Origin of the sequence: Bacteroides helcogenes P 36-108 (genome assembly GCF_000186225.1) — a bacterium.
Lineage (GTDB): Bacteria > Bacteroidota > Bacteroidia > Bacteroidales > Bacteroidaceae > Bacteroides > Bacteroides helcogenes.
Window position 1 is genome coordinate 2,781,228 of the sequence record NC_014933.1, and the last position, 26,169, is coordinate 2,807,396.

The following is a 26,169-nucleotide window of genomic DNA, read 5'->3' on the forward strand; positions in this document are numbered from 1 at the left end:
AACAGATATGGTTTTTGCCAATATTGAATATTTATTTTTACTGCTTTTACTTATACCTTATATACTATGGTATATCATGAAGCGGAAGAACAGTGAAGCAACACTTCAGATTTCGGATGCTCGCGTATATGCACATACTCCGAAAAGTTATAAGAATTATTTGCTTCATGCACCGTTTATATTACGGATAGTTGCTTTAATATTGATGATTATTGTTTTAGCACGTCCACAGACAACTAATAGTTGGCAAAACAGTGAGATTGAAGGTATAGATATCATGCTTGCTATGGATGTTTCTACAAGTATGCTTGCTGAGGATTTGAAGCCCAATCGCTTGGAAGCGGCAAAAGATGTTGCAACTGAGTTTATAAACGGCCGTCCCAATGACAATATAGGTATAACCTTATTTGCCGGGGAGAGTTTCACACAATGTCCGCTTACAGTAGATCATGCAGTCTTGTTAAATCTGCTTAAAGACATGAAATGTGGCTTCATTGAAGATGGTACAGCGATTGGTATGGGACTTGCCAATGCTGTTACTCGTTTGAAAGATAGCAAAGCTAAATCAAAGGTCATTATTCTGTTGACGGATGGTGTCAACAATAAAGGTGACATTTCTCCTTTAACTGCTGCTGAAATAGCCAAGAGTTTCGGTATTCGTGTTTACACTATTGGAGTAGGAACTAATGGTATGGCACCATATCCATATCCGGTAGGCGGAACAGTACAGTATGTCAATATGCCTGTTGAAATAGATGAAAAGACTCTGACACAGATTGCCGGGACTACGGAAGGAAATTATTTTCGTGCAACCAGTAATTCCAAGCTTAAAGAGGTATATGAAGAAATAGATAAATTGGAGAAAACAAAATTGAATGTGAAGGAATACAGCAAACGTCAAGAAGAATATCGTTGGTTTGCATTAGCTGCTTTCTTATGTGTGTTGTTGGAAGTTCTCCTGTGTAACTCTATCTTAAAGAAGATACCATAATGTAAATAAGGAGTGTATAGTAGTGAATCTATTGTATTGCTTAATTGTAAAATAGTAAATGTAAATAGAAAATGTTTCGATTTGAAGAACCTGCATATTTGTATTTGTTGTTGTTGTTGCCTTTTTTAGCAGCCTTTTATTTGTATTCTAATTACCGAAGGAGAAAGGCTATTTGTAAATTTGGTGATCCGATACTTATGACACAGTTGATGCCAGATGTGTCGAAATATCGTCCCGACGTAAAATATTGGCTGGTATTTGCTGTCATTGGTTTGTTTGCCATGTTATTGGCACGCCCGCAATTTGGCTCAAAACTTGAAACAGTGAAACGCCAAGGAGTGGAAGTGATGATTGCGTTGGATATATCCAATTCAATGTTGGCACAGGATGTACAGCCAAGTCGTTTAGAGAAAGCCAAAAGATTGGTTGCACAGTTGGTTGATAAGATGCAGAATGATAAAGTTGGTATGATTGTTTTTGCAGGTGATGCATTTACACAACTTCCGATAACCAATGATTATATATCTGCTAAAATGTTCCTTGAATCTATTTCCCCCTCATTAATATCTAAACAGGGCACGGCTATAGGAGCTGCAATAAGTTTGGCTACCCGTAGTTTTACTCCCCAGGAGGGTATAGGACGTGCTATTATTGTTATTACTGATGGTGAAAACCATGAAGGTGGAGTTGCGGAGGCTGCTAAAACTGCTACAGAAAAAGGAATTCAAGTTAATGTTTTAGGGGTTGGTATGCCTGATGGAGCACCTATTCCGGTAGAAGGTACAAATGATTATCGTCGTGATCGGGAAGGTAATGTAATCGTAACACGTCTGAATGAAGAAATGTGTCAGGAGATAGCTAAAGCAGGAAATGGAATTTACGTGCGTGTGGATAACACGAATAGTGCACAAAAAGCAATTAGTCAGGAAATGAATAAAATGGCGAAAGCAGATGTGGAAACACAGGTTTACACGGAATTTAATGAGCAATTTCAGGTAATAGCATGGCTTATTTTATTGTTGCTATTGGCAGAAATGCTGATATTGGAACGTAAGAATCCTTTGTTCCGTAATATTCATTTATTTTCAAATAAGAAGTGATGTCTATGTTACAGAGAAAATATATTGGAATGTTTTTGTTGCTGTTCATTGCTGTTTCAGCATCTGCACAAAAATTGGAGCGTGATTTTATTCGTAAGGGAAACCGTTTTTTTAGAGATAGTGTGTATGTTAATGCGGAAGTAAATTATCGAAAGGCTTTGGAGGCTAATCCTAAATCGACTATATCTATGTTCAATTTAGGAAATACATTGGTGCAACAAAGTAAATTACAAGAGGCAATGGAACAGTATGTCGGAGCTACAAAAGTAGAAAAAGACAAGTTGAAATTAGCACACATTTATCATAATATGGGAGTCATATTCCATTCGCAGAAAGACTATACAAAAGCTGTAGAAGCTTATAAACAATCATTGCGTAATAATCCGAAAGATGATGAAACCCGCTATAACCTTGTTTTAGCCCAGAAAATGCTGAAAGACCAGCAGCAGAATCAACAAAAGCAAGATCAGGATAAGCAGGATCAACAGAAGGAGCAAGATAAAAAGGATCAGGATCAGGACAAACAAGACCAACAGAAAAATAAGGATCAACAACAGCAGTCTCAACCTGAAAAGAAAAAGGATGAGATGTCCAAAGAAAATGCAGAACAGCTTTTGAATTCTGTCATGCAAGATGAGAAGGATGTACAGGATAAAGTGAAGAAACGGCAAATTCTTCAAGGTGGTCGATTGGAAAAAGATTGGTAACAAACATAATTACGAAATAATATATGAGAAAAATAGTTTTCTTATGGATCATGCTGATTGTAATCAGCATACAGGTATTTGCTGACGAGAAAGTGTCATTTGTAGCATCTGCTCCCGATGCTGTGGCAGTAGGAGATCAGTTTAGATTGTCCTATACAGTGACTACACAGAAAGTGAGGGATTTTCGGGCGCCGTCCATTAAGGGATTTGATGTACTGATGGGCCCAAGTCGTTCCGAACAGAGCAGTGTGCAAATGATTAATGGGCAAACCACTTCTACAAGTAGCATTACATTCACTTATATTTTAATGGCCAATACGGAAGGTAATTTCACAATTCCGGGAGCTACCATTACAGCCAGTGGCAATCAAATGGTATCTAACTCTGTGCGGATAAAGGTATTACCTGCTGATCAGGCGAATGGTACGGCCTCTTCTGGAAATAGTGGTAAACAAAGTGGAGGAGCTACAAGCCGGGCTTCATCGGGTACAACTATATCCAGTAGCGATTTGTTTATTTTGCCTACTGTTAGTAAAACCACCATATATGAACAAGAGGCTTTCTTGTTGACATACAAGATATATACGTTGGTAGATTTGCGTACATTTGATAATGTGAAATTACCTGATTTCAAGGGGTTTCATTCACAAGAAGTCGAATTACCAAATGACAGGAGATGGGGATTAGAACATTACAAAGGTAGAAATTATCAAACTACTGTTTATCGCCAGTTTGTATTATTTCCCCAACAATCAGGTAAGTTGACCATTGATGCTGCGCGTTTTGATGCTGTCATTGCCAAAGCTACACAGGTGGCCGATCCATTTGAAGCTTTCTTTAATGGAGGAAATAATTATGTAGAAGTCAAGAAACCTCTTTTAACTCCCCAATTAACCATTGACGTGAAGTCTTTGCCAATTGGTAAACCTACTGATTTCTCAGGTGGAGTAGGTGAATTTAATATTACTTCTTCAATCAATAGTACAAATGTTAAGACAAATGATGCTATTACAGTGAAACTTGTTATTTCTGGTACTGGCAACTTGAAACTTGTATCTAATCCGGAAATTAAGTTTCCTGAAGATTTTGAAGTTTATGATCCGAAGGTGGATAATAAATTCCGTTTAACTAATACTGGACTTTCTGGGAGTAAAGTAATAGAGTATTTGGCAATTCCACGCAATGCTGGAACTTATAAGATTCCCGCCGTGAAGTTTAGCTATTTCGATATCAAGACTCGCTCATATAAGACATTGACGACAGAAGAATACGAGTTACATGTAGAAAAGGGGGTAGGAAATGCAGCTCAAACCATTGCCAATTTTACAAATAAAGAAGATTTGAAAATTTTGAATGAGGATATTCGTTATATTAAACAGAATGATGTGACTCTTTCGCAAAAAGGTGATTTTTTCTATGGTTCATTGGAATATTGGCTGTTTTATTTGATTCCAAGCGTAATATTTATTATCTTTTTTGCAGTTTATCGTAAGCAGATTGTTGATAATGCCAATGTCGTGAAAATGCGAACGAAAAAAGCTAATAAAGTTGCAGTGAAGCGTATGAAACAAGCAGGTAAGCTTTTGGCTGCTAATAAAAAAGATGAATTTTATGATGAAATACTAAAAGCATTATGGGGATATATTAGTGATAAGTTGAATATTCCAGTTTCTCGTTTATCTAAAGATAATATTGAAGAAGAACTTCATAATTATGGAGTGAAAGATATACTGATAAAGGAATTCCTTGATGCATTGAATAATTGTGAATTTGCCCGTTTTGCTCCTGGCAATGATAATCAGGCTATGGATAAGATATATTCAGGCTCATTGGAGGTGATAAGCAAAATGGAAAATTCAATTAAACATTAATTGGGAGGGTATAACGATGAAGAAAACATTATTTTTTGTCCTTGTCTTGGTAGTAATAGCAATAAATACTTTCGCACAAAATTCTACTGATACACTTCAAATAGATTCAATATCTTCTGTTGAACCACACGCGGAATTTTCTGCTGTGAAACAAGAAGGTAATGTGACAAAAGCTGAAGGTGATAGTGCTTATATGAGAAATGATTATGTTTCTGCTATCCAGATTTATGAAAATTTGCTGAAGAAAGGTGAAGCTGCTGAAATTTACTATAATTTGGGAAACAGTTATTACAAAGCAGGTGATATAGCAAGAGCTATATTAAATTATGAACGGGCTTCATTGTTACAGCCTGGTAATACGGATATTCGTGCTAATTTAGAGATAGCGCGGTCTAAAACAATTGATAAAGTTACTCCGCTACCTGAGATCTTTTTTGTTGCATGGACAAAAATCATGATAAACTCTTTAAATGCAGATGTATGGGCAAAATTAGGTATTGTATGTTTTATATTTTTGCTAATATCTCTTTACCTTTTCTTTTTTTCTAAACTGATTCTATGGAAGAAAGTGGGATTTATTGCTGGTATTACTTTTTTTACTTTTGTTATTTTGAGCAATGTTTTTGCATTTCAACAAAAGATAAGATTAACCAATCGTGATGAAGCTATTGTTCTGTCTCCCAGTGTAACAGTGCATAGCACTCCTAGTGATAGTGGCACGAGTTTGTTTATTTTACATGAAGGGCATAAAGTCGAAATCAAAGATGACTCAATGCGTGAATGGAAAGAAATCCGGTTGGAAGATGGAAAAGTAGGTTGGGTATCTTCCTCTGCCATAGAAGTTATCTAATATTAGTAAATTAAGTTATAAATAAGGCTCATATAAATGATAGATTTAAATAGTCTTCATTTATATGAGTTTTTTGTGTCTGTTATTACTATTCCAGAAAAAAGTCTATGAAATAATTTGTTTTCTCTTTTTTTTTCTCTAAGTTTATAGCGTGATAATAAAAAAAATAGAGTATTAACCATTAAATTTATGAATATGAGAACAATAACATTTAATGAACTTCGTAAAGTTAAAGATTCATTACCTAATGGTAGCATGCATAGAATAGCTGATGAACTTGGACTAAATGTTGATACAGTAAGGAATTTTTTTGGAGGGCATAACTTTAAAGAAGGTAAAAGTGTAGGAATACATTTAGAGCCTGGTCCTGATGGAGGTTTAGTTATGATAGATGATACTACTGTTTTAGATCGAGCTTTAAAGATTTTAGATGAAATAGCAGGTGAGACTGAATCTATCCGGGCTTAAAAAGAGAAGAATCCCAATTGTTAATAAACAATTGGGATTTCTTATTTGTTTTAACTTAAAAATCAATCGTTTATGGAGGATAAATTAGTAACCTTAGCAATTTTGACATATGCTAAAGCACAGATACTGAAGAATGTGCTTGAGAGTGAAGGGATTGAATCCTATATTCACAATGTGAATCAGATACAACCGGTTGTGTCTTCAGGGGTTCGTGTACGTATTAAAGAAAGTGATTTACCACATGCTTTAAAAATTACTGAGAGTTCAGCATGGCTTTCCGAAGAGGTAGTAGGAGAGAAGTCTCCTAAAATAGAGAAAACTAATAATAAGGTATTAATTCCAGTGGATTTTTCTAATTATTCATTAAAGGCATGTGAATTTGGTTTTAATTTCGCAAAGAATATTGGTGCTGAAGTGATATTATTACATGTATATTTTACTCCTATATATGCCACTTCTTTGCCATATGGTGATGTCTTTAATTATCAGCTTAGTGATGAAGATAAAGTTGGCAATATTTTACAAAGAACACAAGGGGATTTGGCTATTTTGTCTGATAAAGTGAAAGAAAAAGTATCTTCCGGGGAATTTCCTAACATTAAATTTACTTGTGTATTACGTGAAGGTATACCTGAAGAGGAAATTTTAAAATATGCAAAAGAATACCGTCCATACATTATTGTAATGGGGACTCGTGGTAAAAATCAGAAGGATATTGATTTGATAGGTAGTGTAACGGCTGAAGTAATTGAGAGAAGTCATATTCCTGTTTTAGCCATTCCTGAAAACACTCCTTTTAAACAATTTTCTGAAGTAAAGCGTATTGCATTTATTACAAACTTTGATCAGCGCGATCTGATTGCTTTTGATTCTTTGATAAATAGCCTGAAACCATTTATTTTTTCTGTATCATTAATCCATCTATCAGAACATGTAAAGGATGCTTGGAATGAAATAAAATTGGGAGGTATTAAAGAATATTTCCAAAAACAATATCCATTATTGGATATTCATTATGATGTTGTGAAGAACGATGATTTCCTAAATAGTTTAGATAAATATATTAAAAGCAACTATATTGATATAATTGCATTGACATCTTATAAAAGGAATATTTTTTCTCGATTGTTTAATCCGGGAATCGCAAGGAAAATGATTTTTCATTCTGATACTCCTTTATTGGTTATCTATGGAAGACGGAATTAATTGAAACTTTTTGGATAATATCGGTATTATGTTCAATATATAGATAAAATACACAAATATTATAAAATGAAACCCTGTATGAATACAGGGTTTCATTTTAAGATAAAGGAGTAAAATTATGGCATTAACTTTTCGATCTCATCAAATTCAGGCCCCATTTGTAAGTTATAATATACTCTATAGAGTCCATTTAACCATAAATCTTTTTGATCAGGTTTTAATTCTCTGGCTTTTTCGTAATTAGGTTTTGCTTTTTCATAAAAAGCCTTCAAAGTAGTTTGATCTGTTTTATATTTGGGATTATTGACATCAGTCGTAGCTTTTTCAGAGAAATCTTGTGCCTGTAAGCAATAGATTAAGCCTAAGTTAGAGTATGCTTCGGCATAATTGGGATCTACTTCGATAGTTTTCTTATAAAACTCAATTGCCTTGTCGTAGTCTTTCATATTATGATATAAATATCCCTTAACATACAAATAGAATGTATTATTAGGATCTTTAACTAACATATCATCAGCGAACTGCATAGCTTCATCATATTTATTACTGTTGCTATAATAATCAATCAAATGTCCGAAGAAGAATGGGTGTTCAGAGTGCTTTTGAATGCCTTCTTTCAAAGAAGCAATCCATTTTACAGTATCACCTTCTGCTTTTAATGCTGTGGATATAAATTCCATAGCGTACTTGCCTACTTCCTTGTCATCTTGTGCATATGGGGCATACTTTAAAACATTAGGATAGTCTTCCATTTTAGCAGCAGCTAAACTCGCATAATAAGCTATTTGGGGTAAGACTGTATCAGTTTTCAATAGATTTTCTTTTTCAAACATTGGATTGGCTGCTACATCAACATAAGTAGCAAAAAATTCAAAGGCCTCTTTATTCTTTTCTTGGTTAAAGAATTGAATACCACCATTGATCAGATTACCACGCTCTGCTAAAATAGCAGCAGAGTTTGGTTTTCTATATTTGTTTTTGATCTTGCCTTTTTCATTAGGAATTTGTGCAAGTTCGTCACATTTAAAATAGTATTTGCACATGTTCAATGCACTGTTATATACCTGAAGAGTGTCATAAGGTTTTCTCAGATAAGCATTTTCCATCTCCTTTTCACTTCTTCTCTTTTGAATAAAGCCTGCTACATCCCAAGTTTCAGCATTGTTTTTAGTCTCGGGATTAGTTAAAGCCTGATTAATCAGTTCCTCTGCTTTGGCAAAGTCTGGATTCACTCCATTAGCAATGCTTTTAGCCTCTTTCACATTTTTTTCTTGAGCGAAAGTCAAACTTGCAGCAAGTAGTAAAACCATTGAAAATAGTACTCTTTTCATGATTGTAGAAAATTTAAATTAATATTATATCTATTCTTCATTTTTGTTATTTATCTCGTTCAGAGAATTATCAGAAATATTTTCATCTTCTTCTGCAATTTCCTCTTCTTCATTTTCAGAAGTGACTTTACATACGGAGCCAATTTCATCATTACGCTTCTCCAGGTTAATCAAACGTACACCTTGTGTGGCACGTCCCATAATACGTACGTCAGCTACTTTTAAGCGAATAGTGATACCAGATTTATTGATGATCATTAAATCATTTTCATCAGTTACAGATTTAATAGTAACCAATTTACCTGTCTTATCAGTAATATTCATGGTTTTGACTCCTTTGCCGCCACGATTAGTTTTGCGATAATCCTCAATGTCAGAACGCTTTCCATATCCTTGTTCTGATACTACCATAATGGTTTCTGTATCAGGGTCCTTGATACAAATCATTCCAACCACTTCATCTTGTCCGTCTTCATCTAACGTCATGCCGCGTACACCGGTAGCTGTACGTCCCATAACACGAACTGCGCTTTCATGGAAACGTATAGCACGTCCATTGCGGTTGGCTATGATTATTTCATTGTCTCCATTAGTCATACGAACTTCAATGACGCGGTCATCTTCACGGATTGTAATGGCATTGACACCATTTTGACGAGGACGTGAATACTGTTCAAGCAATGTTTTCTTGACGATACCATTTTTTGTACAGAACACGACGTAATGACTATTGATAAAATCTTGATCATTTAGATTTTTCACACGGAGATAAGCGTTTACGGCATCATCCGAATCAATATTCAACAGGTTTTGGATGGCACGTCCCTTAGAGTTCTTTGTGCCTTCGGGTATTTCATATACTTTCAGCCAATAGCATTTGCCTTTTTGTGTAAAGAACATCATGGTATTGTGCATTGTTGCAGGATATATATGCTCAACAAAGTCTTCATCACGCGTTTCAGTACCTTTAGAGCCTACTCCACCCCGGTTTTGTGCACGGAATTCACTTAATGGAGTACGTTTAATGTATCCCATGTGTGAAATGGTAATGATCATTTCGTCATCGGCATAGAAATCTTCCGGATTAAATTCTTCTGACGAATAAACAATTTCCGAACGACGTTCATCGCCATATTTATCTTTTATTTCAATCAACTCATCTTTAATAACTTTACGGCAAAGCTCATCGTTAACAAGGATTTCTTCCAGGTGTGCAATTTGCTTTTGAATTTCCTCATATTCAGCATGGAGCTGGTCTTGCATCAATCCTGTTAGTTGGCGCAGGCGCATCTCGACAATAGCACGTGACTGAATTTCTGTTAATTGGAAGCGCTCTATCAAACCTGTTATAGCGTCATTGGGTGTCTTGGCTGCACGAATTATCTTGATTACTTCATCAATATTGTCGGATGCAATAATCAGACCTTCCAAAATATGTGCGCGTTCTTTGGCTTTACGCAAATCATATTGAGTACGACGAATAACCACATCATGACGATGTTCTACAAAATATTTTATTAAATCTTTCAGATTCAATAAGCGTGGCCGCCCATGTACTAACGCTACGTTATTTACACCGAAAGAAGTCTGTAATAGTGTCATTTTATAGAGCTTATTCAGCACTACACTGGCATTTGCATCACGTTTTACATCGATAACAATGCGCATGCCTTCACGATCGGATTCATCATTGGCATTGGCAATGCCTTCTATCTTCTTCTCATTAGCCAAATCGGCTATACTTTTGATCAATTCGGCCTTATTAACACCATAAGGTATTTCCGTTACGACAATTTTATCGTGTGTCGATCCGGTTTCAATTTCTGCCTTGGCCCGCATTATAACACGACCGCGTCCGGTGAGATATGCCTCGCGTACGCCACTCATGCCATAAATGTAGCCTCCTGTGGGAAAGTCCGGAGCTTTGACATAGGACATAAGTTCTTCAATGTCTATCTCGTTATTGTCGATATATGAGATACAGGCGTCAATTACTTCTGACAAGTTATGAGTTGGCATATTTGTAGCCATACCTACAGCGATACCGGATGCACCGTTTACCAAAAGGTTTGGTATCCGTGTAGGCATAACGGTTGGCTCTTGCAAGGAGTCATCGAAGTTGTTTTGCATATCAACAGTCTCTTTATCAAGATCCTGCATCATGTCTTCTCCAATCTTTTGCAGACGGCATTCGGTATAACGCATAGCGGCTGCACTATCACCGTCCACCGAGCCATAGTTACCTTGTCCATCTACTAACATATAACGCATTGCCCAAGGCTGTGCCATACGGACGAGTGCGCCATATACTGAAGAATCACCGTGCGGGTGGTATTTACCCAACACTTCACCTACAACTCTGGCTGATTTTTTATAAGGTTTGTCTGATGTATTTCCTAATCCCATCATTCCGAAGAGAATTCTTCGGTGAACGGGTTTAAAACCATCTCTAACATCTGGAAGGGCACGTGAAACAATGACCGACATGGAGTAGTCAATGTACGATGACTTCATTTCCTCCTCGATGTTAATCTTTATAATTCTGTCTTGTTCAAGCATTTAAAAAGATTATTAATTATACATTATCGGGTTCATAAAAAACCACGCTAAAGTAGTGCTTTTTTACGATATACAAAAGTTTTCTTTCATAAACTTTGTTGCCTGTATGATATAGGTATGCGATATTGAAAGAAAAGTTACGGGACACGGATAGAAAAGTTCTTTGCTACAGCAAGAAAACTTTCTTATTATTAGAAGAAATCTCTGTTCGCAGCTTGCGAATACATAACCGCAACGCTTGAATATGTATTTGTGCCGCTTGGACAAACGTTCGCAGGCTATGAACAAAGTGTTGAGCACAGTCTTTAATATATTAAGGTGTATTAAGAGAAAGAGTGCAGTGGATAAATTGTGGCATGAGATTTGTGAGATATTAAATCAGTTAAATATGATATGCTGAATTAATAAATGTGTATCTTTGTAGTAACTAACCCTTTAATTGAGGAGAATAATAGTGTATGAACAATCAATTTTCACAAAGAGTTTCTGATATTATAACTTATAGTAAGGAGGAAGCAAATCGGCTGAGAAACAGATATATCGGTCCGGAGCACCTCCTACTTGGTATGTTGCGTGACGGTGGAGGAAAAGCCATTGAAATACTGATGAAGCTCAATATAGATTTGAAGCAAGTGAAGCGTCGTTTGGAAAGCTTTTTAAAAGATGCAGAGGATGACACTCTCTTACCGGATGCAGAGATACCTCTATCCCCTATTGCTGCTAAGATATTAAAAATGTGTATGTTAGAGGCGCGTCTGTTAAAGAGTACGTCGGCTGATACAGAGCATGTGTTGTTGGCTATATTGAAGGATGGCGATAATTTAGCAGCAACGGTATTGGAAGAGAATCATGTTGATTATCAGTCTGTATTTGAACAGCTTTCTATGAAATCGGCCAATCCGAATGCGGGAATGGGATTTACAGAGGATGACGAAGATGAGGAGGAAGATATGAATACATCCCGTTCTTCACGCAATGCTGGGGCCGGTTCGTCTTCATCGGCGCAGACCACATCTAAGAAGTCATCTAATGATACACCCGTATTGGACAACTTTGGTATGGACATGACGCGCGCTGCCGAAGAAGGTAAATTAGATCCGGTAGTAGGCCGTGAGCGTGAGATAGAACGTTTGGCGCAGATTTTGAGTCGTCGCAAGAAGAACAATCCTGTATTAATCGGTGAACCGGGTGTCGGTAAATCTGCGATTGTAGAAGGTCTGGCTTTGCGTATTGTGCAGAAAAAGGTATCACGAATACTGTTCGACAAAAAGGTCGTAATGCTTGATATGGCTTCTGTCGTTGCCGGAACAAAATACCGTGGACAGTTTGAAGAGCGTATCCGTTCTATTATCAATGAACTGCAGAAGAATCCGAATGTCATTCTGTTCATTGATGAAATCCACACAATTGTAGGAGCCGGTGCTGCGGCAGGATCTATGGATGCCGCTAATATGTTGAAACCGGCTTTAGCACGTGGTGAAATACAATGCATTGGTGCTACTACTCTTGATGAATATAGAAAAAATATCGAAAAGGATGGTGCATTGGAGCGCCGTTTCCAGAAAGTAATAGTAGAACCTACTACGGCTGAAGAGACGCTCCAGATATTAAAGAATATCAAAGAAAAGTATGAAGATCATCATAATGTAACCTATACGCATGAAGCTCTTGAAGCATGTGTCAATTTGTCAGGCCGTTATATTACAGACCGTAACTTTCCTGATAAGGCCATTGATGCATTGGATGAAGCCGGTTCACGAGTACATTTGACGAATATAAATGTTCCGAAAGAAATTGAAGAGCAGGAAAAGCTTATAGAAGAGGCGCGTAATCTGAAAGCTGAAGCTGTGAGATCGCAGAATTTTGAACTGGCTGCAAGCTACCGGGATCGTGAAAAAGAACTTTCTGTTCGTTTGGAGGAAATGAAAGCAGAATGGGAAGCACGCTTGAAAGATGATCGTCAGACCGTAGGGGAAGAAGAAATAGCAGATGTCATTTCAATGATGTCCGGTGTGCCGGTACAAAAAGTGGCGCAGGCAGAAGGCGTCAGGCTGGCTGGTATGAAAGAAGAATTGCAGGCCAGGGTTGTGGCTCAGGATGCTGCGATAGAGAAGTTGGTGAAAGCAATTTTACGTAGTCGTGTAGGTCTGAAAGACCCTAACCGTCCTATAGGAACATTTATGTTTCTGGGACCGACCGGTGTTGGAAAGACACACTTGGCTAAGCAGTTGGCTAAATACATGTTTGGCTCGTCGGATGCATTGATACGCATTGATATGAGTGAATATATGGAAAAGTACACGGTATCCCGTATGATTGGCGCTGCTCCCGGATATGTGGGCTATGAAGAAGGTGGTCAGTTGACCGAAAAGGTGCGTCGCAAACCGTATTCTATCGTATTGTTAGATGAAATTGAAAAAGCCCATCCGGATGTATTCAATATCTTACTGCAAGTATTGGATGAGGGACGTTTGACTGACAATTATGGCAGAACTGTTGATTTTAGGAATACGGTTATTATCATGACTTCTAATATCGGTACTCGTCAACTGAAAGAATTTGGCCGCGGTGTCGGTTTTGCTGCTCAAAATCGTATTGATGATAAGGAGCACTCTCGTGGCGTAATACAAAAAGCTTTAAATAAAACTTTTGCTCCGGAATTTCTGAATCGTCTTGATGAAATAATAACTTTTGATCAATTGTCCCTGGATGCAATTACAAAAATTGTCGATATTGAGATGCAAGGTCTATATGAACGGATAGAAGCAATTGGCTATAAGTTAGTTGTGGATGATAATGCGAAAAAGTTTCTTGCAGCGAAAGGTTATGACGTGCAGTTTGGTGCACGTCCGTTGAAGCGTGCCATACAGAATTATTTGGAAGATGGAGTTTCGGAGCTGATTGTTAACTCAGGATTGCAGCCGGGAGATACACTGAACGTTTCCATAGATAAGGAGAAGGATGAGTTGAGCATTAAGAAAGCATAATCTTTTTCTCCAAAAATACGGTCAAAATGTCAGTTCATTTGAACTGGCATTTTTTTTGTTTCTCAGATTGACGATAAGATTAAAAATATTAAACTTTAAAAATAAACTATAGTATGCAAAAAGGAAATATTGGGGTAACTACAGAGAATATTTTCCCCGTAATCAAGAAGTTCTTATACAGCGATCATGAAATTTTTCTTCGCGAATTGGTTTCTAATGCCGTTGATGCTACACAAAAGCTGAAGACACTGGCTTCTATCGGTGAATTCAAAGGTGAGTTGGGTGATTTGACCGTGCATGTTTCCTTAGGAAAGGATACTATTACCGTTTCTGATCGTGGTATCGGCCTGACAGCAGAAGAAATTGATAAATATATCAACCAGATTGCCTTTTCGGGCGCAAATGATTTCCTTGAAAAATACAAGAATGATGCTAATGCTATCATTGGTCATTTCGGGCTGGGCTTTTATTCCGCTTTCATGGTAGCAAAAAAAGTGGAAATCATCACTAAATCTTGCAAGGAAGACTCGCAAGCGGTAAAATGGACTTGTGATGGCAGTCCTGAATTTACTATTGAAGATGCAGATAAAACAGACCGTGGTACTGAGATCATTCTTTATATTGATGATGATTGCAAGGAATTTCTTGAAGAAGTTCGTATTTCCTCATTGCTGAAAAAGTATTGCAGCTTCCTCCCTATTCCAGTAGCATTTGGTAAAAAGAAAGAATGGAAAGACGGTAAGCAGGTTGAAACATCAGAAGATAATATTATTAATGATGCTAATCCGCTGTGGACTTTGAAACCCAGTGACTTGAAGGATGAAGATTATAAGAAATTCTACCGGGATTTGTATCCAATGTCTGATGAACCATTGTTTTGGATTCATTTGAATGTAGATTATCCTTTTCATCTTACAGGTATTCTTTATTTCCCTAAAGTAAAGAGTAATATTGAATTGAACAAGAATAAGATACAACTCTATTGTAACCAAGTATATGTGACGGACTCTGTAGAGGGTATTGTTCCTGATTTTTTGACTCTGTTGCATGGTGTACTTGATTCTCCTGATATTCCTTTGAATGTGTCTCGTTCTTATCTGCAAAGCGATGCAAATGTCAAGAAGATATCTACATATATAACGAAAAAAGTATCAGACCGCTTACAGTCCATTTTCAAAAGTGACCGTAAGCAATTTGAAGAAAAGTGGAATGATTTGAAAATCTTTATCAATTACGGAATGCTCACACAAGAAGATTTCTATGATAGAGCAAAAGAGTTCGCCCTTTTCACTGATACGGATACCAATCATTATATTTTTGAAGAGTATAAAGCGTTGATTAAAGATAATCAGACAGATAAAGATGGTAATCTCGTTTATTTGTATGCCAATAATAAGGACGAACAATACAGTTATATTGAAGCTGCCAAGAATAAAGGCTATAATGTATTGCTGATGGACGGCCAGCTTGATATTGCAGTGGTGAGCATGTTGGAACAGAAATTTGAAAAAGTTCGTTTCACACGTGTTGACAGTGATGTGATTGACAATTTGATTATTAGAGAAGATAAGAAAAGTGAGGCTTTGGAAGCAGGTAAGCAAGAAGCGCTTTCCGTTGTTTTTAAGAGTCAGATGCCAAAGATGGAAAAAGCGGAATTTACTATTGCGACACAAGCTTTGGGAGAGAATGCTTCTCCGGTTATGATTACTCAAAGTGAATATATGCGTCGCATGAAAGAAATGGCTAATATACAGGCCGGTATGAGCTTTTATGGTGAAATGCCGGATATGTACAATCTGGTATTGAATTCTGACCACAAACTGATAAAAGAAGTTTTGGCTGAAGAAGAACGGGAATGTGCATCTGCTGTTATCCCTATTCAAAAGGAGATGGATGAAGTCAACAAACGTCGCGAAGATTTGCGCAAGCAACAGGAAGGCAAGAAAGGTGAAGATATTCCTACGTCCGAAAAAGACGAGGCTGAAGATCTGGATAAGAAATGGAATGAGTTGAAAGCTCAGAAAGAAGGTGTTTTTGCAGGTTATGCCGCTAAAAATAAGGTGGTTCGTCAGTTGATTGATTTAGCGTTACTTCAAAATGGGATGTTGAAGGGTGAAAGCTTGAATAACTTTGTCAAAAGAAGCATTGATCTTATTAAATAATCCCCTTTAAATTTGCATATATGCTGTAAGGGCATTACAATTTGTAAAGTTGTAATGCCCTTTTTAGTTCATTTTTATTGTTGCAAAAATGTTTTTTCCGTTGAATACGAGGTTTTTGGAAACTATTGCCTATATTTGGCATTGAATATTTGGACATTTATTATTCGGAATTATATAATCATGAAAAGATTTCTTTTATTTTTGTCATCTCTGCTATGTCTTTTGCCAATATTGCAGGCTCAAAAAGTGGGACTTGTCCTAAGCGGCGGCGGGGCAAAAGGCATGACACATATCGGCATAATCCGGGCTTTGGAGGAAAATAATATTCCTATTGATTATATTGCCGGAACATCTATGGGAGCTATAATCGGCTCCTTGTATGCTATGGGATATTCACCTGACGATATGGAAGCCTTATTGCGTTCACCGGACTTTAAACGCTGGTATTCTGGGAAAGTGGAGTCGAAATATGAATACTATTTTAAAAAGAATCGTCCAACTCCTGAATTTTTCAATATTCGTTTTGCTTTTAAAGATTCACTGCATGCTAAACCACAAATAATTCCTACGAGTATGGTTAATCCTATACAGATGAATTTAGTATTTGTGGAACTGTTTGCACGTGCGACGGCTGCTTGCGGAGGAAGCTTTAATAAATTATTTATTCCTTTTCGTTGCATAGCTTCCGATGTATATAATAAAAAACCATTGATATTGAGAAAAGGAGATTTAGGTGATGCAGTTCGTGCTTCCATGAGTTTTCCATTTGTATTTAAACCTATAGAAATAAATAATGTATTAGCTTACGACGGAGGAATCTATAATAATTTCCCGACAGATGTCATGCGTGAGGATTTTCATCCCGATATAATCATTGGTAGTGTAGTTGCTGCTAATCCCAGTAAACCCAAAGAGAATGATCTTATGAGCCAGATAGAAAATATGGTTATGCAAAAAACGGACTATTCTATTCCTGATTCTTTGGGTATAGTTATGACATTCAAGTATGATGATATAAATTTGTTGGATTTTGATCGTTTGCAAGAATTACACGATATTGGATATAATAGAACTATTAATATGATGGATTCTATAAAAAAACGTATTCATCGACGTGTAAATGCTGATAATGTACGCTTAAGACGTTTAGTGTATCGGAGTAATCTGCCACAATTACGATTTCGGGATATCTATATCGAAGGAGCTAACACACAGCAACAGGCCTATATTAAGAAAGAATTCCATGATGAAGCTCATGAAGTATTTACTTATGAAGATTTGAAACGTGGATATTTTCGTTTATTGGCAGATAATATGATATCTGAAATAATTCCTCATGCTGTATATGATCGGGAAAGTGATTTGTACGAATTGCATTTGAAGGTGAAGATGGAAGATAATTTTTCTGTCCGCTTGGGAGGAAGCGTTTCTACTACCAGCTCGAATCAGATATATTTAGGGTTAGGATATCAAAACCTAAATTATTACTCAAAAGAAATAACTTTTGATGGACAATTGGGCAAAATTTATAATAATGCCCAGTTGATGGCAAGGTTTGATTTGCCTACTCATATTCCTACTTCTTACCGTTTTATTGCCTCTATCAGCACTTTCGATTATTATAAAAAAGATAAGCTATTCTCTAAAAATGATAGTCCGTCTTTTAATTCAAAAGATGAGCGCTTCGTGAAGTTTATGGTCGCTTTGCCTTTTCTGGCCAATAAACGTGCTGAATTTGGTTTAGGATATGGCAAACTGGAAGATAATTATTTTCAGTCTAATATTATAGATTTTGATAAAGACCGTTCTGACAAAAGTTCATATAAGTTGTGGGGAGGTTCCATCGGTTTTTACGGAAGCACTTTGAATACACGCCAATATGCCACAAAAGGATATTTGGAGAAACTAACAGCCCAGATTTTTACCGGAAAAGAGAGATTCATTCCGGGAAATCCATCATCTATAGAGCAAAATGTTATAAAAGAAAGGCAATCCTGGTTGCAAATATCCTACATGAAAGAAGCATACCATTCCATGAATCCTAAATTTACATTGGGTTGGATGGCAGAAGCTTTGTATTCATCAAAGAATTTCTCGGAAAATTATACGGCTACGATGATGCAGGCAGGAGAATTTGCACCGACACCCCATAGTCAGTTAATGTATAATGAAGCTTTCCGTGCTAATCAATATATGGCTGCGGGCATTAAACCTGTCTATATATTGAATGATATGTTTCAATTTCGCTCTGAGTTTTATGGCTTTGTGCCAATTTTTCCGATAGAGAAAAATACATTGAATAAGGCATTTTATGGAAAAGCTTTTTCTCGTTTCGAATATATGGGAGAACTATCAGTGATATGCCATTTGCCTTTTGGGGCCATATCTGCATATGTAAATCATTATAGTTCACCCAAAAAAGAATGGAATGTAGGGCTAACCATCGGTTGGCAATTATTTAACTATCGTTTTGTTGAATAATATTTTAGGAAAAAAGTTCGTTTTTTATTTGCTATTTAAAAAAAAGGACGTACCTTTGCACCCGTCAAATGAAAAGGTCGCGTAGCTCAACTGAATAGAGTAGCTGACTACGGATCAGCCGGTTACAGGTTTGAATCCTGTCGCGATCACAAATTTCATTTTAATTGGCCGCGTAGCTCAACTGAATAGAGTAGCTGACTACGGATCAGCCGGTTACAGGTTTGAATCCTGTCGCGGTCACAGTTTTCATAATTTAAAAAGGTCGCGTAGCTCAACTGAATAGAGTAGCTGACTACGGATCAGCCGGTTACAGGTTTGAATCCTGTCGCGATCACAAAGTCTCCACAAGAAAACTTGTGGAGACTTTTTTCATTTGTTCCAAATGATACTTTACCGTCAGAAATGACACATCTTGATCCTTTCAATGAGTGTCATTGTTAAGAACAAAATATGTCATTGTTAGGAGCTTAGTGTTTAGCACCTGATATTAAGCTCATTCAATATGTTCCTCATTGCCTCAAAAGTTGTGATTCTGGTTGGTACTAATGGAAGCCGAAGTTTATTTTCGATCATTCCCATGGCATTTAACATGGCCTTTACACCGGCAGGATTACCATCAACAAATAAAAGTTTGAACAATTCTGCGAATTTGTGATGGATGGTCAGCGCATTAGCATAATCTCCTTGCAATGCCAAACGCACCATACGGCTAAATTCCCGTGGAAATGCATTTCCAATGACCGAAATGATTCCAACAGCCCCCAAAGTAATCAAGGGAAAGGTAATGCCATCGTCGCCGGAAATAACGTCAAAATTATCAGGTTTATTCTTTATGATGTCATCCATTTGAGTAATATCTCCGGAAGCCTCTTTAATGGCTATAACATTTTTGAAATCTCGTGCAATACGCAGAGTTGTTTCAGCTTTCATATTGACACCGGTACGGCCGGGTACATTATATAATACAATAGGTAGCTCTGTTGTTTCGGCAATAGCTTTATAATGTTGATATATACCTTCTTGTGATGGCTTATTATAATATGGAACAACGGAAAGTATTGCATCGACTCCGGTGAAATCGTCATATTTCAATGTCTCTATTATAGCACGGGTATTGTTTCCGCCCACACCGAGCAATATAGGTATTCTCCCGTTTACACGTTCAATAACCATTTTCTTTATTTTCTTCTTCTCATCTTCTGTGAGAGTTGGAGTTTCTGCCGTTGTACCTAATACGCACAAAAAGTCAGCATTATTCTGAAGCAAATAATCAACCATGCGCATCAGCGCCTCGTAATCGACGCTTTCATCCTCTTTAAATGGAGTAATCAGCGCTACTCCCATCCCTTTCAATTTTGTCTGTATCATGAGTATTGATCTCTAATTAAATGACTCGCAAAAGTACGATTTTTTTCGATTTCCCCTACAAATATAAGCTATAAAAAGAATTTTGTAGAAATTTGTTAGGAAATCAACGCTAAAAACTCATCTTCATTCATGATCTTTATTCCCAATTTCCGTGCTTTTTCTAATTTGGCAGGTCCCATATTTTCACCAGCTAATATAAAATTGGTTTTGGCAGAAATACTGCCTGTATTTTTACCCCCATTCTTTTCAATAAGAATTTTGTATTCATCACGAGAGTGATGTGTAAATACACCACTGATAACGATGGACTGACCTGCTAACCTATCGGTATATTCATTTAAATCTTCTTCTTTTTGAAAGAGTTGTAATCCGGCATCTTTCAGTCGTTCCACCAGTTTACGGTTCGATGGATTGCAGAAATAAGTTACAATGCTTTTCGCTATTTTTTCACCAATTTCATCAATATTTATTAGAACCTCAAGATTGGCATTGGCAAGTTCTTCTATATCTATGAATGATTTAGCTATTCTCTTGGCTACGGTTTCTCCTACAAAGCGAATGCCCAATGCAAACAATACTCGTTCAAAAGGAACCTCTTTACTCGCTGTAATCCCATTTATAATATTTTCCGCAGACTTCTCTCCCATGCGATCCAAGCCTTTAATATCATCTGCTTTGAGATTATATAAGTCTGCAGCATCCTTTATCAAACCTAACCGATAGAAAGTATCTACAGTCTCTGGCCCCAGTCCGTCTATATCCATTGCTTTACGGCAGATGAAATGCTCTATTTTGCCTTTTATTTGTGGAGGGCAAGCTGTCTCATTAGGACAATAATGCGCTGCTTCACCCTCATAGCGTATTAATCTGCTGCCACATTCAGGGCAATGAGTAATAAATTTCACTTTTTCTCCAAGTAGCATGCCTCGTGCCTCTTTATTTACGCCAGTGATTTTAGGTATAATTTCTCCTCCTTTTTCCACATAAACCATATCTCCGATGTGAAGATCCAAGCCTTCGATGATGTCTGCATTGTGTAAAGAGGCTCTTTTTACCACTGTTCCTGATAGTTGTACTGGATCCAGATTGGCAACAGGAGTGATTGTACCAGTACGCCCCACTTGATAGGTTACTTTGTTCAGACGAGTCAATGCACGTTCAGCCTGAAATTTATATGCAATGGCCCAACGAGGAGATTTTGCAGTAAAACCAAGATTTTTCTGTTGTTTCAAGCTGTTTACTTTTAAAACAATGCCATCTGTTGCTACTGATAGGTTTTTACGTTCGGTATCCCAAAAGCTGATATATTCGAATATTTCCTCCAGGCTATGCACTTTTTTCATATGCTCCGATATTTTGAATCCCCAACTGGCTGCCATTTGTAAATTCTCATAATGTCCATTACAAGGCAATTCTTCTCCTAATAAGTAATATAAATAAGCATCTAATTTGCGAGATGCAACAACAGCCGAATTTTGTAACTTCAATGTACCTGACGCCGCATTACGAGGATTGGCAAACAAAGTCTCTTCTCTTGCTTCCCTTTCATTGTTCAGAGCTTCAAATGACTTCCAAGGCATTAATATTTCTCCTCTAATCTCAAATAATTTAGGATAATTTCCATGAAGTAAAAGTGGTATGGTACGGATGGTTTTTACATTGTCTGTAACGTCATCACCTTTCTCACCATCTCCTCGAGTGACGGCACGTACCAATTTGCCATTTTCATAAGTTAAAGAGATTGAGGTTCCATCATATTTCAGTTCGCAACAAATTTCAAAATCCTCGTTTAGAGACTGTTTAACTCGGTCATAGAAATCTGTCACTTCATTTTCAGAATAAGTATTTCCTAATGAAAGCATCGGATATTTGTGCATTACTTGCGTAAAGTTTTTATTCAAATCACTTCCTACACGCATTGTCGGAGAACTGTTATCCTGATATTCAGGGTACTCCTTTTCCAAGTTTTGGAGATCACGCATCATACTATCAAATTCCTTGTCAGATATTTCAGGAGCATTTAATACATAATAATTGTAGTTATGCCGATGCAGATCGGCACGAAGTTGGTCTATCTTTTCTTTAGCAGTCATAATAATCCCAGATTGTTTGAATGCAAAAATACAGGTTTCTCCCCGAATATTTGTACTTTTAATGCACGAAAAACAGGTAGGTGTATTGGCAAAAACAAAATAAATTTTGCTTTTACTCTTTACTTGCACTACTTTTGCAAAAAAATAAAGAACTATGCGTATTGACATTATTACAGTCTTACCGGAAATGATTGAAGGTTTCTTTAGTTATTCTATTTTGAAACGTGCTAAAAATAAAGGCCTTGCAGAGATATACATCCATAATCTTCGTGATTATACAGAAGATAAGTACCGTCGTGTAGATGATTATCCATTTGGTGGATTTGCCGGAATGGTTATGAAAATAGAGCCAATTGAGCGTTGCATTAATACCTTGAAAGCAGAACGAGATTATGATGAGGTGATTTTCACTACCCCGGATGGTGAACAATTCAATCAACCGATGGCTAATACACTGTCTCTTGCGCAGAATCTGATTATTCTCTGTGGACATTTTAAGGGGATTGATTATCGTATTCGGGAACATTTTATAACAAAGGAAGTCAGTATTGGCGATTATGTGCTTACTGGTGGAGAATTGGCTGCGGCTGTTATGGCGGATGCTATTGTGCGCATTATACCGGGAGTTATATCAGATGAACAATCTGCTCTTTCCGATTCTTTCCAGGATAATTTATTGGCGGCGCCGGTTTATACTCGGCCGGCAGATTACAAGGGATGGAAAGTTCCTGATATTTTACTATCCGGACATGAGGCTAAGATAAAGGAATGGGAGCTTCAGCAGTCATTGGAAAGAACCCGTAAGTTGCGTCCGGATTTATTGGAAGAGTAAAATTTGAAATGTAAATAAAAAGAAAAAGGACATTCATGATAGAATGTCCTTTTTTATGAAATTAGATTGCGAATGGCAATCCTTTGTTTTGAGTTATAACTCCAGTGCACCGATTATGTCTGTAACAGACTTGTACCCATGTCTGTCAAGATAGTCATTGATACCTTCTGCCACCTTTACGGTAACTGTCGGATCAATGAAGTTTGCAGTACCTATTTGGATGGCCGAGGCTCCGGCAAGCATGAATTCTACTGCATCTTTCCAGCCCATGATACCTCCTAAACCAATGACGGGTATTTTTACCGCTTTAGCCACTTGCCATACCATGCGCAATGCAATGGGTTTCACGGCTGCACCTGACATTCCTCCTGTAACGGTAGAAAGAATCGGGCGTCTGCTTTCTGCATCTATAGCCATCCCAAGCAGAGTGTTGATGAGAGATACGCTATCTGCGCCTCCATTTTCTGCTGCTCTGGCTATTTCGGTAATGTCGGTCACGTTAGGCGAGAGCTTTACGATAAGTGTCTTTTTGTAAACTGAGCGCACAGCTTTAACCACTTCCTCGGCCCCTTTGGCTGTGACACCAAATGCCATTCCGCCTTGCTTTACGTTGGGGCAGGATATGTTCAGCTCTATGGCAGGAATTTTGTCAAGTTCATTAATGATTGCAGCAGTTTTTACATAATCTTCAATGGCAGATCCCGATACATTTACAATCATATTGGTTTGGATGTCTTTGATGCGGGGATAGATATGTTCAACAAAGTAATGTACACCTTTATTTTGCAGTCCCACAGCATTTAACATGCCAGAAGGAGTCTCCGCCATACGCGGATACGAGTTACCTTCACGTTTGTGAAGGGTAGTTCCCTTTACAATTATACCACCTATTCGCGATATATCTATGAAATCGGCAAACTCTTCACCATATCCAAATGTTCCGGATGCCGTCATGACCGGATTTTTCATTTGTAATTCACTAATCTTTACACTTAAATCTGCCATAATAGTTTGTTTATATTAAAAACCGGACCTTCCTTACATACACATAAATGACCTTCTGTAGTATTTTCCACACAGCATAAACATGCACCGATACCGCATGCCATCATGTTTTCCAAAGATACTTCGCAATTAATCCCTTTACTTTTGGCATATTTGGCAACAGCCATCATCATGGGTTTCGGACCGCATGTGTATATCTGTTCGAAGTTTACCTTCTTTAATATGGAGTGCTGGGTTACATAGCCTTTTTCTCCATGGCTGCCATCTTCTGTTGTAGTATATACCTCGCCATAGGCTGCAAATTGTTCCAACTGCAGTAAATCCTTGTCACTTCTTGCTCCGAGCAGAAAAGTAGGTTTGCTGCCTCTTTTCGCCAATTGTTCACCTAAATACAGCATTGGGGCAGTGCCTACACCTCCGCCTACCAATAAGAGCTTGTCTGAGGGATTTTCGGGCATTGTAAAGCAGTTTCCCAACGGAAGTACTACATTAATAATGTCACCTTTATTTGCTTCTCCTAAGCGCCTTGTTCCGTCACCTACGAGTTGGATGAGGAACCATACCTCATTCCGCTGTCTATCAATGTAGTTAATAGAAATAGGGCGGCGCAGGAAAGTAGTTGGAGAACCATCCACGCGGAGCTCTGCAAATTGTCCCGGTAACATTTCCGGAAGTGGAGACGGAGAAGTCAATTTCAGCAATACATAATTTGTATGCAGGCGGATATTCTCAACCACTGTCAGATCTAAAATGTATTTTTTCATATTATCATAAAGAGGGATGTTTATCTTTCGGGGACAAAGATAGTGCAAACCGGATACAAAACTTCAAGCTTGCCTGAAAAGTTTTGTTGGGATGCTGCCACCTTCTTAGAGTATGGCATTAATTTCTCAATTTTCGGGTTTGAAAGTCTCGTAGGTGTTATCATCAAAGAAAATTCTTATTTCAGTTATTTTTCTGGGAGGTCTTTCTTTGTAGATAATCTCTTGTTTTACAATTTCTTTAGGCTGTTTTTGGGGCGTTTCTAATGCAATTTCCTTGCGATTTTCAATTTCTCCCGTCCCTTCGGACATATTTTCAGGATTCTCAGCGAATAGAGGGTAGTCAAATCCGCCATTTTCGGTTGAATCTGAATTGTTACTCATATTGCCTTTTCCGGTAAGTAGCCATTCAAGGTTTATGTCATTGTATCGTTGATGTAATCGGAGGATTACTTCAGTGCTTGGATATTTGTTGCGAGGACCTAATATATGGGAGATCGTAGCTTGGGCTACTCCAATGCTTTCGGCAAAAGCACCGGCGGTCAATTTCTCTCGATCCATAACCATTTTGAATCTGTTTTTTATACTCATGGCAAGTGTTATTACAATTGTACTTGTTCTGTATTTGATTACAAAGGTGAAAAAATAAAATCACATTTGCAAATTAAAAACGTAAAATATAAAGTATTACAAAAGTGTATTGTATATTACAGATGTTACGAATACAAATGTTATATCGTAAAACATCCTATTTTATAATTGCTATATTTACTTTAATAAAATTCTATAATACTATGGTTATAAGTATATATATTCATTTCTTACTTCTCCTTTTTATAAGGTATTACATTTGTTTTGTTTATCTTTAGCCCCCCATCTTGGAAAATAATTTAATAAAACAGTATATTTATATGATATACAACTAATTATATATATTATTCTTTCATGTTAAGCCTATCTTATACACTTTTGTAAAATATCAAATTATTATTGAAATTAGCGATATTTACAATTGTTATATAGAAATAATTATCACTTTAGTAAATCATATTTGTTTTAAAAATAATATTGTAATGTTGCGCTTTTACTAAAGTAATAATGTGTAGTTGCATAGTACAACTATATTAACATGTTATGTTTTACCATTGGCATACAAGTCGCCTATAGAGAAGAAAATCTGTAACATGAGCAAAGGTTATAAATTCCTTTTTCTTGTTTTATATAAGGGGATCCTTAAATCTTGGCTTTATTTCCGTATAAATGATCGGATGAATGAAAATAAGCGATTCTGAGAGGGGGAAAATTGATATATTTATCTGTATTATAATATATTATACCCGTTTTATAGGTTGGGTATATTGGCTAAAATAGAAAAAAGGGGGATAAAATCCCCCTAA

At 37.0% G+C, this 26,169-nt stretch carries 18 protein-coding genes and 3 tRNA genes; 14 read left to right on the top strand and 7 right to left on the bottom strand.

The genetic code is table 11. The features are described 5' to 3' along the window. The first annotated feature begins 7 nt into the window (after positions 1-7). From BACHE_RS11300 to BACHE_RS11330, 7 genes are all read left to right on the top strand, one after another. On the top strand, positions 8-991 hold the full coding sequence (locus BACHE_RS11300; RefSeq protein WP_013547841.1) for a vWA domain-containing protein: 984 nt from the start codon (positions 8-10) through the stop codon (positions 989-991). 71 nt (positions 992-1,062) lie between these two features. Next, positions 1,063-2,091, top strand: coding sequence for a vWA domain-containing protein (locus BACHE_RS11305; protein WP_013547842.1), 1,029 nt, complete (start codon positions 1,063-1,065; stop codon positions 2,089-2,091). 5 nt (positions 2,092-2,096) lie between these two features. Beyond that, positions 2,097-2,798, top strand: a complete 702-nt coding sequence (locus tag BACHE_RS11310) for a tetratricopeptide repeat protein (protein ID WP_013547843.1) — start codon at positions 2,097-2,099, stop codon at positions 2,796-2,798. A gap of 23 nt (positions 2,799-2,821) precedes the next feature. After that, positions 2,822-4,669: a BatD family protein gene (locus BACHE_RS11315; RefSeq protein ID WP_013547844.1), complete on the top strand. Its 1,848-nt coding sequence runs from the start codon at positions 2,822-2,824 to the stop codon at positions 4,667-4,669. A 16-nt stretch (positions 4,670-4,685) separates the two neighbouring features. Further along, on the top strand, positions 4,686-5,519 hold the full coding sequence (locus tag BACHE_RS11320) for a tetratricopeptide repeat protein (protein ID WP_013547845.1): 834 nt from the start codon (positions 4,686-4,688) through the stop codon (positions 5,517-5,519). A 189-nt stretch (positions 5,520-5,708) separates the two neighbouring features. Then, entirely contained in the window at positions 5,709-5,987 is a 279-nt protein-coding gene (locus BACHE_RS11325) for a hypothetical protein (protein ID WP_013547846.1), read from the top strand. A 72-nt stretch (positions 5,988-6,059) separates the two neighbouring features. Beyond that, complete coding sequence (locus tag BACHE_RS11330; RefSeq protein WP_013547847.1) at positions 6,060-7,193, top strand: universal stress protein; 1,134 nt, start codon at positions 6,060-6,062, stop codon at positions 7,191-7,193. Positions 7,194-7,309: 116 nt separating this feature from the next. Here BACHE_RS11330 and BACHE_RS11335 read toward each other — a convergent pair whose 3' ends face one another. Both BACHE_RS11335 and gyrA read right to left on the bottom strand, forming a co-directional pair. Then, positions 7,310-8,524 (bottom strand): tetratricopeptide repeat protein, encoded by a 1,215-nt coding sequence (locus tag BACHE_RS11335; protein ID WP_013547848.1) that lies wholly within the window; start codon positions 8,522-8,524, stop codon positions 7,310-7,312. Between the two features lie 30 nt (positions 8,525-8,554). Then, positions 8,555-11,083 carry a DNA gyrase subunit A gene (gyrA, locus tag BACHE_RS11340; protein WP_013547849.1) on the bottom strand — a complete coding sequence of 843 codons (2,529 nt, stop codon included), beginning with the start codon at positions 11,081-11,083 and terminating at the stop codon, positions 8,555-8,557. Between the two features lie 458 nt (positions 11,084-11,541). Between gyrA and BACHE_RS11345 the strand changes: the two genes are divergently transcribed. The 6 genes from BACHE_RS11345 (at position 11,542) to BACHE_RS11370 (ending at position 19,047) form a co-directional block, all read left to right on the top strand. Further along, complete coding sequence (locus BACHE_RS11345; RefSeq protein WP_013547851.1) at positions 11,542-14,070, top strand: ATP-dependent Clp protease ATP-binding subunit; 2,529 nt, start codon at positions 11,542-11,544, stop codon at positions 14,068-14,070. 113 nt (positions 14,071-14,183) lie between these two features. After that, a complete protein-coding gene (gene htpG, locus BACHE_RS11350; RefSeq protein ID WP_013547852.1) occupies positions 14,184-16,232 on the top strand; it encodes a molecular chaperone HtpG in 2,049 nt (682 codons plus the stop codon). A gap of 180 nt (positions 16,233-16,412) precedes the next feature. Next, positions 16,413-18,713 (top strand): patatin-like phospholipase family protein, encoded by a 2,301-nt coding sequence (locus BACHE_RS11355; RefSeq protein ID WP_041579812.1) that lies wholly within the window; start codon positions 16,413-16,415, stop codon positions 18,711-18,713. A gap of 75 nt (positions 18,714-18,788) precedes the next feature. Next, positions 18,789-18,862, top strand: a tRNA-Arg gene (locus tag BACHE_RS11360). A gap of 17 nt (positions 18,863-18,879) precedes the next feature. Next, positions 18,880-18,953: transfer RNA gene (locus BACHE_RS11365), tRNA-Arg, on the top strand. A 20-nt stretch (positions 18,954-18,973) separates the two neighbouring features. Further along, positions 18,974-19,047 (top strand) — tRNA-Arg (locus tag BACHE_RS11370). 140 nt (positions 19,048-19,187) lie between these two features. Here BACHE_RS11370 and dapA read toward each other — a convergent pair. Continuing rightward, positions 19,188-20,081 carry a 4-hydroxy-tetrahydrodipicolinate synthase gene (gene dapA / locus BACHE_RS11375; protein WP_013547854.1) on the bottom strand — a complete coding sequence of 298 codons (894 nt, stop codon included), beginning with the start codon at positions 20,079-20,081 and terminating at the stop codon, positions 19,188-19,190. 95 nt (positions 20,082-20,176) lie between these two features. Next, positions 20,177-22,174: an NAD-dependent DNA ligase LigA gene (ligA, locus tag BACHE_RS11380; RefSeq protein ID WP_013547855.1), complete on the bottom strand. Its 1,998-nt coding sequence runs from the start codon at positions 22,172-22,174 to the stop codon at positions 20,177-20,179. Positions 22,175-22,328: 154 nt separating this feature from the next. Here ligA and trmD point away from each other — a divergent pair, with 154 nt between their 5' ends. After that, complete coding sequence (gene trmD, locus BACHE_RS11385; protein WP_013547856.1) at positions 22,329-23,006, top strand: tRNA (guanosine(37)-N1)-methyltransferase TrmD; 678 nt, start codon at positions 22,329-22,331, stop codon at positions 23,004-23,006. A 93-nt stretch (positions 23,007-23,099) separates the two neighbouring features. Here trmD and BACHE_RS11390 read toward each other — a convergent pair whose 3' ends face one another. The 3 genes from BACHE_RS11390 to BACHE_RS11400 form a co-directional block, all read right to left on the bottom strand. Then, positions 23,100-24,011, bottom strand: a complete 912-nt coding sequence (locus tag BACHE_RS11390) for a dihydroorotate dehydrogenase (protein ID WP_013547857.1) — start codon at positions 24,009-24,011, stop codon at positions 23,100-23,102. Beyond that, positions 23,999-24,775 carry a dihydroorotate dehydrogenase electron transfer subunit gene (locus BACHE_RS11395; protein ID WP_013547858.1) on the bottom strand — a complete coding sequence of 259 codons (777 nt, stop codon included), beginning with the start codon at positions 24,773-24,775 and terminating at the stop codon, positions 23,999-24,001. Before BACHE_RS11395 ends, BACHE_RS11390 begins: the two co-directional genes overlap by 13 nt. A gap of 126 nt (positions 24,776-24,901) precedes the next feature. Continuing rightward, positions 24,902-25,363, bottom strand: a complete 462-nt coding sequence (locus BACHE_RS11400; protein ID WP_013547859.1) for a helix-turn-helix domain-containing protein — start codon at positions 25,361-25,363, stop codon at positions 24,902-24,904. Positions 25,364-26,169 lie beyond the last annotated feature (806 nt).